Raw genomic sequence first — 12034 nt, 5'->3', positions numbered from 1 at the left:
CGAAAACGGTTGTAGCCATATTGAATGGCGAGGTCTCCCAATCCTCCTCCTCCGACAGCGCCAGCCATGGCGGTGTAACCGATGACACTGATTGTCGTGATCGTGATACCAAGAATAAGAGAGGCCTTTGCTTCCGGGAGAAGCACTTTTTGAATGATTTGAAGAGGGGATGCCCCCATTGATAAAGCAGCCTCAATGACACCGTAGGGGACTTCTTTGAGAGAGCTTTCCACAACGCGCGCCACAAAAGGGGCAGCCGAGATGACGAGAGGGACGATGGCTGCAGTTGTACCAATGGACGTGCCGACGAGAACCCGAGTGAAGGGGATGAAAGCTACCAACAGGATGATAAATGGAGCGGAACGCAAGATGTTGATGAGGGTTCCTAGAATCCGCTCCACCCAAGGGTTGGGTAAAATGTGCCCGGGAGAAGTTACAACAAGGATGACGCCCAAAGGGAGTCCTAAAAGGTAGGCTAGTAATGTAGAGACGATGACCATGTAGAGGGTCTCACCGACTGCAGGGGAGACAAGTTGTAGCAGACTAGATGGCTCAAATGGCACCTTGAATCACCTCCACCTTTAATTCGCGGGATGCCAGATAGTGATGTGCCCCTTCAAGCTGTTCAGGAGTTCCTTGAAGCTCTAAGGTAAGAGTGCCAAACAGTGTGGATCGTAAATGATCAATACTTCCATAGAGAATATTCGCTCGGACATCGCAGGTGCGCAGTAGATCCGTGATGATAGGGTCAGAAGCTCGTGACCCAAGAAACTGAATGCGGATAATTTCCGAATCTTGGTGGGTCGCGAATTCCCTCAAAAGTTCTGCAGGGAGTTCACTCGGAAAAACAGTCGCAATAAATTCTCTACCAATCTCAGACTGGGGCTGAATGAAAACGGATTCGACTGGGCCGTATTCAACGATGCGAGCTTCGTGTATAACCGCAACATCGGTGCAAATTTCTTTAATCACTTTCATTTCATGGGTGATCATGACAATTGTTAAACCGAGATTTTGGTTAATATCACGCAGCAGGTTAAGAATCGAAAGAGTTGTTTGTGGGTCAAGCGCAGAGGTGGCTTCGTCACACAGGAGAACCTGTGGCTTTGTGGCGAGCGCTCGCGCGATGCCAACACGTTGTTTTTGTCCACCACTTAGCTGAGAGGGATAAGCAAGAGCTTTGTCTTCGAGACCGACAAGGTGGAGCAACTCCTTGACACGCACCATAATTTCCTTCTTGGGTAGTCCAGCAATTTCAAGAGGAAAGGCAATGTTTTCGGTAACGGTCCGTGATTGAAGAAGATAAAAGTGCTGAAAAATCATTCCGATGTTTTGACGCGCTTGGCGAAGTGCTTTGCCGGAGAGCTTAGTCAGGTCCTGACCTGCAACCATGATTTGGCCGCTCGTGGGTTTTTCGAGAAGGTTCAAGCAACGTACCAGCGTGCTTTTTCCGGCACCGCTTAATCCAATGATGCCGTAGATGGCGCCTGGTGGAATGTGGAGGGAAACATCGTCAATTGCAGTGACTGTTCCTTGGCGGGAGGAGTACTTTTTTACCAATTGTTTGATCTGTATCAAGGTGTTCCTGTTAACCTCCTTTTTCAGAATTACAGAGATTTAAACACAATAAAACTCCGCGAAGAAAACCCGCGGAGTAGCCATTCGGTTTTCCTCTTATTTCCCAGATTTCTCTGCAGGAGTTAGCACCGTGCACAAAATGCCGGTTGCCGGGTTTCATCGGGCCAGTCCCTCCACCTACTCTGAATAAGAGATTCTATGAAGTTGTATTGTGTTTAAGGTCTACTAATGAACGTAGTATAGCACAGGGGGTAAGAACTTTGCAAGAGGTAAAATGAAATATTGAAAAAATTAAATATCAACAAAAGGGCTTGACAATAGAGCACTACTTTAATAAATTAAAGGGAGACAGTGATATTGGTCAAGGAGGAATCCTATGTCAAGTGATGAGCGTTTACAGAATCCGTTGACGGATGCCTTATTCGAAGCCGTTTTATTGCTCAGAAGCAAAGAAGAGTGTTACCGATTTTTTGAAGATATTGCGACGGTCGCGGAAATAAAGGCTTTGGCTCAGCGTCTCGAAGTCGCTAAGATGCTGCAAAGAAATGAAACCTATACGTCGATCGGGGAAGTGACAGGAGTTAGTACGGCGACGATAAGCAGGGTCAAACGTTGTTTGAATTTTGGCGCAGATGGATATCAGATGATTTTGCGGCGGTTACAAGAACAAATTAAATAAGCGGCATGACACGACATATCACGAAGGTACTTAGTGAATTTAGCAGTGTATATAGAAGGAGAATCATAATGCTAAGAACGAATTTAGGGCAACGCATACCGGAGGGTATGCGTGATTTACTACCTGAGGAAATCACCATCCAAGAGCGCTTGGAGGCAGAGATACTTACTCTTTTTCGGCAGTGGTCTTACCAAAAAGTGTCGACCCCTACTCTAGAATTTACTGCTTGCGTTCAGCCGGATCTTGAGCAAGACGATTCATTATACAAATTTTTTGACCGTGAAGGGCGTATTCTTGCAATGCGTCCGGAATTGACAACGCCGATTGCCCGACTTGTAAGTACACGCATGCGTGGTGCGGCTTTACCACTTCGTCTGTGTTATGGTGCTGATGTCTATCGAAACACTTCAGTTAGGCATAGAGAGTTCCGCCAAGTCGGCGTGGAACTCGTCGGTTCTGCCCAAGAGCTGGCTGATGCCGAAGTGATCGCTCTCGCTGTTGAAGCGATTGCGGGGTTGGGCTTGAAAAATTACCAGTTCAATCTTGGACATATGGGGATCTTTTCCGGGCTTATGCTAGAGGCAGGAGTTGATGAAGGGATCCAAGCCAAGCTGGAAGAAGCGTTAGCACGTAAAGACATGGTGGGCGTTGAAAGCTGGGTTAGACAAAGTGGGTTACCAGGGCGCGTTCAGGAACTATTAATGCGTTTACCCCATTTTCACGGGGGAGAAGAAATTCTGGATGAAGTTCTTGAATGGAGCGCACGGCCGGCGATTAGGGAAGCGGTGGAGAGCTTAAGACGGATTTATAAGTATTTGAGCGATTTTGGAATTCAAGAGAATGTATCGCTCGATTTAGGAATCATGCGCGGTTTTTCGTATTACACCGGGGCAGTTTTTGAAGGGTATGTCGCAGGAATGGGTTTTCCAGTGGTTGAGGGTGGACGGTATGATACGTTATACTCAGACTTTGGGGTTCCACAACCGGCAACCGGGTTTGCCATTCACCTTGGAAATTTGTTAGAGCAATTTCCGCTTCTCCCCACTGAGAGTGCTGATGTTTTGGTTTATGGATCTGATGAAACGAAGATTATTCGAGAGTGTCAAACTTTAAGGGCCAAGGGGAAACGAGTTGAAATGGCACTGGGTGTTGTTGATAATGAAGTTGCTCACAACATGGCACTGCAAAAGCGGATTCCGGAGGTTCATTGCGTGGAGTAAGAGAAAGAAGCATCCTTTAGGCTTGTATCTTCTCATAGAAATAGCGGTATACTTCTTTACAGTTGAATATTATATAATACATAATGTATCATTTAGGCTGGATAAAGGGGTGTAATGATGCGTAAACTTGCGGTACTTACTGGTGGAGGGGATTGTCCGGGGCTTAATGCCGTGATTCGGGGTATTGCTAAAAGCGCTCATCAATATGGGCTGGAAGTGCTTGGCATTAGGGATGGCTTTCGCGGAGCGGTAGAAGGGGACTTTATGCCCCTTACTTTGAACGATGTTTCGGGTATCTTACCGCGCGGGGGCACGATTTTGGGAACTACGAATCGGGATAACCCCTTTGCCTATGCGACAAACTTAAATGGGGTCACTCAACTACTAGATCGTTCAGATGATGTGATACGAAATTTAAAAGAACGTGATGTGGATGCTTTACTGGCGATCGGCGGGGACGGAAGTTTGAATATCGCCTTAAAGTTTGCCAATAAAGGGCTTTCTGTGATCGGAATTCCTAAAACAATTGACAATGACTTAATGGCGACTGATCAAACGTTCGGCTTTCAGACTGCGGTGGATACAGCTCAAGAAGCCTTAGACCGTCTGCATTCGACAGCTGAGTCTCATCATCGGGTTATGATTCTGGAAGTAATGGGGCGCTATGCAGGATGGATCGCCTTGTATGCGGGGGTTGCCGGAGGAGCAGATGTTATCTTAATTCCGGAAATACCGTATAATCTTAATCGAGTTGCGCAATCCGTCCAGCAACGGGCAAAACAAGGAAAAAAGTTTAGCATTATTGTTGTGGCAGAAGGTGCTAAGCCTTTCGGTGGTGAAATGGTGGTCGAACGTTTGGTATCGGGACGATTTGATCCGATCAAATTGGGGGGTATAGGCGCTAAATTGGGCAATGATCTGGAAGAACAATTTGGGATGGAAACGCGCGTGACAGTATTGGGACATCTCCAGCGGGGAGGTTCCCCTAATTCCTATGATCGTGTGCTTTCTACTCGCTATGGTGTCGCTGCGGTGGATGCCGCACTTGAAAAGGAGTTCGGGATCATGGTCGCCCTTCAGGGGAGGAATATTGTACGGGTGCCACTCAATCAAGCGGTTGATAAGCTTAAAAAGGTGCCATTAACCGATCCTTTGCTGATAACAGCACGTGCTCTTGGAATTGAGATGGGAGACTAATGGAATTGAAGGAGAATGAACAATGAGTGATAAATTATCTGAAGCACAACTAGAGAGTTTCCTGAATGAAACTTGCGATTCTTTGCGTGGAGATAGAGATGCTGAAGCCTTTATGGAATACGTAATTGCCATACTCTTCTTAAAGCGCTTAAACGATCGATTCAATTTAGACCGCGAAGCCAGGCGCTCAAAGCTTATGATGAACGGCTTGACGCCAAGCCAAATAGATGAAGACTTGGAAAGAAGAGAGGTCTATCGTCTGTTTGTACCTAAGATAGCTCGTTGGGACAAAGTAAAGCAGCAAAAAGAAGAATTGGGGACTTACCTGATGGAGGCATTTGCGGAAATTGATGCTATGAATCCGGGCTGTCTGGGGTTATTAAATACTATAGACTTCAATCAGAGGACGGAAAAAGGCGATAAATTGATTACTAGTGCTGATTTGGTTGAGTTAATCAAGGATTTTGAAAATTTAAGGTTATCGGATGATAACTTAGATTTCTAAATTTGCCTGGCTAGCTGTGCCCTCTAAGAAGAGGCAAGCTTATAGTATAGGGTTGTCTCTTCTTTGGCAGAGACGACCTTGAAGAACACTCTAGTGTGGCGTTTGAATCATTTTGAATAGTTCCCGTTTGCCTTCAATAAGAGTAGCTTTAGTGGGTTACTCTTGCTGAAGGCCCTCTTATATCCGAGACCTTGAATATCAAAGCAAAGAAATTGAAAATAGCTAAGTTAGGGGTTGTCATTGTATACTTACCTTGTTATAATACTAATATATTAATGCTTTAACTAGATAAAGCGATAAAGAAATGCTATTCGAAAAGTAGTGGAACCTTCTCGTATAAGACTATGGACTAAAAGAGGGGAGATGCCTCGTGGAGCGAGATTTTTTGACGATTGCGTTGCCCAAAGGGAAGTTGCTCGTTGACTCCATACAATTGTTAAGTCGTATTGGGATCGAATGTAGCCATGTTAATGAAGAATCCCGGAAGCTCTTCTACAACCTGCCGGACAGTAAGATTAAGATTATTATATGCCGTGCTACGGATATTCCAACGTTTGTAGAGTATGGGGCCGCGGATTTGGGGATTGTTGGTAAGGATACCTTACTAGAAGAAAATAAAGATGTGGCTGAATTACTCGACCTCCGATTTGGATTTTGTCGTTTTGTAGTTGCTATGCCGGAGGCGAGTGTTCCGCCCAAACTTTCCAATGGAGAGTATGACCTAAGTGGGCTCAACCATCAACGTGTAGCAACGAAATTTCCTAGAGTAGCGGAGACCTACTTTAGCGGGTTGGGTATGCAGGTTAGTCCTATTAAACTTCACGGTAATATAGAGCTTGCGCCATGTGTCGACCTAGCAGAAATGATTGTGGATATTGTTTCGACTGGAAAGACTCTCAGGGAAAATCACTTAGTCGAGGTGGCTCCAATACTGGAAGCGACATCCCGCTTGATCGCAAACCGGGTGGCGTACCGCATGAAATACGAGCGGATACGGGATTTAGTAGAGCGCTTGCGTGAGGAAATACAAGCGGACGTGTCGGCAAAATAAGTAGTGCAATCAGAGAATAAACAAATAGCTTTGCTCATCAAGATATATTTTAATTGAGTATGAACCCATAATATCAAAGATGAACAAATGAGGGGAGAAATCTATGAAGATTGAGAATCTGAAAGACATCGATTTAAATCGTCTCACCCGGAAATCCTATGGAGATGATGAATCGCTGGAGCGGCGTGTGGCAGAAATACTGAAGCGCGTTCGTGAGGACGGGGAAGAGGCTATTTATCAATTAACTGAGGAATTTGATCAGGTTGACCTGCGCCAAAACGGTTTGAGGGTGTCTGACGAAGAATTTCAAAGGGCCTATCAAGAGGTAAATGAGGAATTCATACTAGCCTTACGTACGGCTAAAGGAAACATCTTACGGTATCATGAAAAGCAGAAACGAACCTCTTGGTTGGACCCGGATTCAGACGGGAGTATTCTCGGGCAACTCTTGCTCCCACTTAAGCGCGTGGGTATCTACGTTCCTGGGGGAACTGCTTCCTATCCATCGTCCGTTTTGATGAATGCCCTACCTGCTGTTGTTGCTGGGGTCAAAGAAATCGTGATGGTTAGCCCTCCTGGATTAGATGGTACGCTCCTTCCAGAAGTTTTGGTAGCGGCTGCTGAAGCTGGAGTGACCGAAGTTTACAAAGTAGGAGGGGCTCAGGGGATTGCTGCGTTGGCCTATGGGACTGAGCACATCTCTTCCGTAGATAAAATTACCGGACCGGGGAATATCTACGTGACGTTAGCCAAAAAGCAAGTCTTCGGGATTGTAGATATAGATATGCTGGCTGGGCCTAGCGAGATTTTAATCTTAGCTGACGAGAGTGGACGTCCTGAAGAATTAGCCGCGGATTTGCTTTCCCAGGCTGAGCATGATCGCTTAGCCTCAGCAATCTTAGTTTCACCCTCTCGTGGACTCCTCGAGCAGACCATTTCTGAGGTGGAGCGCCAGCTCGAAGATTTACCCCGTGCTGAAATTGCTCGGGCTTCTTGGGAAACCTATGGGGCCGCGATTTGCGTGTCAGATCTTGCCGAAGGAATGGATTTGGCCAATAAAATTGCTCCGGAACATTTTGAATTGGTGGTTAAGGATCCGTACACCTGGTTAGGGCAAGTTAGAAATGTTGGTGCGGTCTTTTTAGGGCGGTATTCTCCAGAACCCGTTGGGGATTACTTTGCGGGACCGAATCACGTCTTACCCACCGGGGGGACGGCTCGCTTTTATTCTCCGCTCAATGTCGATACGTTCATGAAGAAGGTCAGTGTGATCGGGTATTCGGAAGCAGCTCTCAAACGGGATGCTAAGCAAATTGCCTTACTCGCTCGCAGCGAAGGGTTGGAAGCACATGCTCGTGCTGTGGAAGCACGGTTTAAATGATAAAAAAATAAATTGCACCTTTTCTGATAAATGATGAAATATTCTTAGAAACTATAATTGCGGAAGGAAAGATAGAGATGGAAACTTTATCTAATAAACCCGAGCGGTTCGTTCGTCCAGAAATTCGTCAGCTCGTTCCTTATGAATCAAAACATTTGCCCGAGTGCATTAAACTTGATGCCAATGAAAATCCCTTCCCTTGGCCTGCGGGAATGCGCGAGGAATTGTTCCCAGAGAAACTAGCGTTTAACCGTTATCCAGACGGAATGGCTCAGGATCTTAAAAAGGCTATTGCAACGTATACAAAAACTCAGCCAGAAGGAATTCTTGTAGGGAATGGATCAGATGAACTGATTCAGCTCATTTTAATGACCTTTGGTGGATTAGGGAAATCGGTTATTATTCACCCCCCGACGTTCAGCATGTATCAGATTGCTGCTCGTTTGACAGATACCACGGTTGTACAAGTTCCTTTATTACAAGGTCTAGAGCTGGATACTGAAGAGATGTTAAAGACTGCCCTTTCTCCAGATGCCCACGTGATGATTGTCTGTAATCCTAATAATCCCACGGGTTCGCTGTTCCCTAGAGAGGAAATTCTCCGACTCGTGCGGGAAAGCGGAAAGATTGTGGTTGTTGATGAGGCTTATGCTGAGTTTTCTGAGGAGACTCTCATTCCCCAGATTGAAAACTATCCTAACTTGGTTATCCTCCGCACATTTTCCAAAGCGTTCGGCATGGCCGGTCTTCGAGTAGGATACTTGCTCGGACAACCGGAGACAATTTCCCTGATTAACCGGGTGCGGCAGCCGTTTAATGTTAATTCGTTTAGTCAGAAGGTGGGAATCCTAGCCCTAGGTTACGTGCAGGAGTACCATGAACAAATTCAGCAGATCAAGGCAGAAACGCAAAAATTGTACGAGGGATTAACTCAGATTCCGAATGTCGTGGTTTATCCAACGAAGGCTAATTTTATTCTCTTTAAACCAGGTGATCCCGATGGGTGGACTGAGAAGTTGTTAAAGCGAGGGTTCCTGGTCCGTAACATGGGTGACCTTCCGGCTCTAGGTAAATGTCTGCGCATCAGTGCAGGGCTTCCGGAAGAAAATGAAGGATTTTTACGAGCGATTCGAGAAATCAGTGCAGGCGCTTAGGATAATTGAGAACGCTGAATCTTATGGAGAGGAGACCAACATGAGGGAAGCTTATATTGAACGCAAAACGAAGGAAACGGAGATCCGAGTCCGCTTGAACCTTGACGGAACGGGAGAGGCGCAAGTTGAGACGGGGATTGGTTTCTTTGACCATATGCTGACGGCCTTTGCCCGCTTTGCTTATCTTGATCTTACAATTCAGGCTGTTGGCGATTTAGACGTAGACCCTCACCATACCATTGAGGATTGTGGTATCGTGTTGGGACAAGCACTGAGGGAAGCTTGCGGTGATAAAGTGGGGATTGAAAGGATAGGGGAGGCCCTTCTTCCTATGGATGAAGCTCTTGTCCAAGTTGCTTTGGACCTCTCCAATCGCCCCTACCTAGTATGGAATGTAGAATGTCCGGACGGTATGGTCGGCGAGTTTCCGGTCGAAATGGCCGAAGAATTTTTCCGGGCTTTGGTAGTACAGAGCGGGCTTACCTTGCATGTAAGGCAACTATCTGGGAAAAACCGTCATCATATTCTAGAAGCCGCTTACAAAGGGGTGGGGAGAGCTCTTGGTCTGGCCCTGCGCCATAATACTCGGTACAGCGGCATCCTCTCGACCAAAGGAGTTCTATAGCTCTTTGCGACTAGAGGGGTTAAGGAAAGAGTTTCTATTAAGCGATAAAGTATTGCGATAAATGCGTTCCGGGAGGAATAAAATTGATAGGAATTGTAGATTACGGACGGGGAAACTTAAGAAGTGTAGAAAAGGCTTTGGAAAAAGTCGACTTTGAGACCACCATTATGACGTCTTCAGCGGAACTGGAGGGAGTGGATGGACTAATACTTCCGGGAGTTGGTGCGTTTGCCGATGCAATGGAGGCCTTAAAGAGTGGGGGATGGATTGAGCCAATCACCCAGTTCGCTCGCTCTGGTCGCCCTTTTTTAGGGATTTGTCTCGGGATGCAGGTTCTCTTTGAGGTTGGAGAAGAACATGGTGAGCACGCCGGGTTAGGATTGTTAGCAGGCAGAGTTGTCAAATTTCCGCCCGGCGGTAAGATTCCGCATATGGGATGGAATAGCTTAAACTTAGAACAACCCTCCCGCTTATTAGAAGGGATTCCGAACGAATCCTACTTTTATTTTGTTCATTCATTTTATGCGGTGCCAAGCGAGAAGAGTGATATTGTAGCGACCAGCGACTATGGAGTGGTTTTTCCTGCCGTTGTAGGCAAGGGCAATGTCTGGGGTGCTCAATTCCACCCGGAAAAATCAAGCCCTTGGGGACTTACATTACTGACGAATTTCGGAAAGTGGGTGAATGAGTATGCTGCTCTTTCCAGCCATTGATTTAAAAGAGGGGAAAGCGGTCCGTTTGCTCCAGGGAAGGATGGAAGATTCGACGGTTTACGCCGATAATCCTGTTGAGGTCGCTAAGAATTTTGAGAGCCAAGGTGCTGAGTATTTACATATCGTTGATTTAAATGGCGCTTTTTCCGGAAAACCGGCCAACGACGAGACGATACGTAAAATTGTCGAGAGTGTTTCTTTAAGAATCCAAGTTGGCGGGGGAATCCGCACGATGGATCGGATCACGGAGCTGTTAGAGTTAGGCGTCGAAAGGGTTATTTTAGGGACGATCGCTGTTAAAAACCCTGAATTGGTCGCAGAAGCGGCGCGTTGGTACGGGAAACGGGTCATTGTGGGCATAGATGCTAAGGACGGCTTGGTTGCAGTTCAGGGATGGGCGGAAACGACTAAAATGCGGGCTATAGACCTGGGCAAGGCCATGAAAGACGTGGGGATCCAGAGTATAGTCTTCACGGATATTGCACGGGACGGCATGCTCCAAGGACCTAATATCGAGAGCACGGTTCAGATGGCTCAGGAAACTGGACTAAGAGTGATCGCTTCGGGTGGAATTTCGACTTTAGATGATTTGCGAAACTTGCAGGTCGAGGTGTTGAAGGGGATCCCCATTGAAGGGGCCATTACGGGAAAGGCACTCTATAGTGGGGCCTTTACCTTAAAGGAAGCCTTGGCGGCCGCTCACGGTGAACCAAGCAATCAAGAGACTACTTAATCAAATTTTAACAACCCTTTAAGTTGATGTTGATAATGTTAAAAAACACTATCAAAAATAGTTTTAGAGTGGGTATAAAGGAGTCGGAATGACATGTTAAGTAAGCGGATCATTCCCTGTTTAGACGTTCATGAGGGGCGCGTGGTCAAGGGGACCAACTTCGTACAGCTGCGTGATGCGGGTGATCCGGTAGAACTGGCTGCACTCTATGATAAAGAAGGTGCCGATGAGCTCATTTTCTTAGATATCACTGCATCATCGGATAAACGAGAAACTATGGTGGATGTCGTCCGCCGAACTGCCGAGCAAGTCTTTATACCCTTCACGATCGGGGGTGGATTGCGGACCATTGACGATATTCGTCGTATGCTCCGAGCCGGAGCGGACAAAGTATCGTTGAACACTTCGGCTGTTCAGACTCCTCGTCTTATCCAAGAAGGGGCTCATGCCTTCGGAAGCCAGTGTATCGTGGTGGCCATTGACGCGCGCAGCACGGCGCCGGGACGCTGGGAGGTTTATATTCACGGGGGAAGAACGGCGACGGGTAAGGATGTTTTGGAATGGGCTGCTGAAGCGGAAGCACTCGGTGCTGGAGAAATCCTTCTAACTTCCATGGACAGAGATGGGACCAAGGCGGGCTATGAGTTAGAACTGACCAGGGCCGTGAGCCGAGCGGTATCCTTGCCTGTCATTGCGAGCGGAGGGGTCGGAACCTTGGATCATCTAGCAGAAGGACTAACCCTCGGTGAAGCGGATGCCGTTTTAGCTGCTTCGATCTTTCATTACAAGGAGTACAGCATAGAAGAAGCAAAACGCTACCTAGCACAACGGGGGATCTTGGTTCGAAAAACAGGGGGCCTTGTGTGAGGACTTGTGCGACACAGTGCTCGGTGTTACGACGCAGAGCAAACTAACCGTTCAAGCTCCCGGCTTTGGGGAACGGGGTTCCCGCCAAATGCGCCATCCTTGGCGCAATTGGCGGCAGTGCACATCCTTGTGCACTGCCCCGTGTCTGGGGTCGGTCGCTTTAACGGAAGTTTGCTAAACTGCTTACGTAAATACGTCGCGCTCGTGTCACACTGCGTCCTGGTATTGGGTCGGGGGACGGAGGCCGGGGAAACGGAGTTTGGGGAGGACGGCACATTTCATGTGCACCGTCGGCGGGAGGGAACCTTGTGCACTGCCCCGTGTCTGGGGT

At 47.2% G+C, this 12034-nt stretch carries 14 protein-coding genes and 1 riboswitch; of the genes, 12 read left to right on the top strand and 2 right to left on the bottom strand.

What is annotated here, in order from left to right:
* Both DSOL_RS24395 and DSOL_RS24390 read right to left on the bottom strand, forming a co-directional pair.
* A partial coding sequence (locus DSOL_RS24395) for a methionine ABC transporter permease (protein WP_235838987.1) occupies positions 1–500 on the bottom strand: 500 nt, incomplete at its 3' end.
* 52 nt (positions 501–552) lie between these two features.
* A complete protein-coding gene (locus DSOL_RS24390; protein ID WP_075367330.1) occupies positions 553–1578 on the bottom strand; it encodes a methionine ABC transporter ATP-binding protein in 1026 nt (341 codons plus the stop codon).
* A gap of 93 nt (positions 1579–1671) precedes the next feature.
* Positions 1672–1771, bottom strand: a riboswitch (SAM riboswitch).
* A 183-nt stretch (positions 1772–1954) separates the two neighbouring features.
* On the opposite strand from DSOL_RS24390, the gene DSOL_RS24385 reads away from it, so the two are divergent.
* From DSOL_RS24385 to DSOL_RS28515, 12 genes are all read left to right on the top strand, one after another.
* Complete coding sequence (locus DSOL_RS24385; RefSeq protein ID WP_075367329.1) at positions 1955–2257, top strand: YerC/YecD family TrpR-related protein; 303 nt, start codon at positions 1955–1957, stop codon at positions 2255–2257.
* A 68-nt stretch (positions 2258–2325) separates the two neighbouring features.
* Complete coding sequence (gene hisZ, locus DSOL_RS24380) at positions 2326–3477, top strand: ATP phosphoribosyltransferase regulatory subunit (protein ID WP_075367328.1); 1152 nt, start codon at positions 2326–2328, stop codon at positions 3475–3477.
* 117 nt (positions 3478–3594) lie between these two features.
* Positions 3595–4674: a 6-phosphofructokinase gene (locus DSOL_RS24375; RefSeq protein WP_075367327.1), complete on the top strand. Its 1080-nt coding sequence runs from the start codon at positions 3595–3597 to the stop codon at positions 4672–4674.
* Between the two features lie 22 nt (positions 4675–4696).
* Positions 4697–5179, top strand: coding sequence for a type I restriction-modification system subunit M N-terminal domain-containing protein (locus DSOL_RS24370; protein ID WP_075367326.1), 483 nt, complete (start codon positions 4697–4699; stop codon positions 5177–5179).
* A 370-nt stretch (positions 5180–5549) separates the two neighbouring features.
* A complete protein-coding gene (gene hisG / locus DSOL_RS24365) occupies positions 5550–6230 on the top strand; it encodes an ATP phosphoribosyltransferase (RefSeq protein WP_075367325.1) in 681 nt (226 codons plus the stop codon).
* Between the two features lie 103 nt (positions 6231–6333).
* Complete coding sequence (hisD, locus tag DSOL_RS24360) at positions 6334–7611, top strand: histidinol dehydrogenase (RefSeq protein WP_075367324.1); 1278 nt, start codon at positions 6334–6336, stop codon at positions 7609–7611.
* Between the two features lie 77 nt (positions 7612–7688).
* On the top strand, positions 7689–8765 hold the full coding sequence (gene hisC, locus DSOL_RS24355) for a histidinol-phosphate transaminase (RefSeq protein ID WP_075367323.1): 1077 nt from the start codon (positions 7689–7691) through the stop codon (positions 8763–8765).
* A 40-nt stretch (positions 8766–8805) separates the two neighbouring features.
* Positions 8806–9390, top strand: coding sequence for an imidazoleglycerol-phosphate dehydratase HisB (gene hisB / locus DSOL_RS24350; RefSeq protein WP_075367322.1), 585 nt, complete (start codon positions 8806–8808; stop codon positions 9388–9390).
* 83 nt (positions 9391–9473) lie between these two features.
* Positions 9474–10103 carry an imidazole glycerol phosphate synthase subunit HisH gene (hisH, locus tag DSOL_RS24345; protein WP_075367321.1) on the top strand — a complete coding sequence of 210 codons (630 nt, stop codon included), beginning with the start codon at positions 9474–9476 and terminating at the stop codon, positions 10101–10103.
* On the top strand, positions 10081–10836 hold the full coding sequence (hisA, locus tag DSOL_RS24340; RefSeq protein WP_075367320.1) for a 1-(5-phosphoribosyl)-5-[(5-phosphoribosylamino)methylideneamino]imidazole-4-carboxamide isomerase: 756 nt from the start codon (positions 10081–10083) through the stop codon (positions 10834–10836). The genes hisH and hisA overlap by 23 nt, the downstream gene beginning before the upstream one ends.
* 93 nt (positions 10837–10929) lie before the next feature.
* Positions 10930–11703, top strand: coding sequence for an imidazole glycerol phosphate synthase subunit HisF (gene hisF / locus DSOL_RS24335; RefSeq protein WP_075367319.1), 774 nt, complete (start codon positions 10930–10932; stop codon positions 11701–11703).
* Between the two features lie 6 nt (positions 11704–11709).
* On the top strand, positions 11710–12034 hold a 325-nt coding region (locus tag DSOL_RS28515), incomplete at its 3' end, for a hypothetical protein (protein ID WP_207649672.1).

This window comes from Desulfosporosinus metallidurans (assembly GCF_001936615.1).
In the GTDB taxonomy this organism is placed as follows: Bacteria; Bacillota; Desulfitobacteriia; order Desulfitobacteriales; family Desulfitobacteriaceae; genus Desulfosporosinus; species Desulfosporosinus metallidurans.
This window is presented reverse-complemented; position numbering and strand designations above follow the sequence as displayed.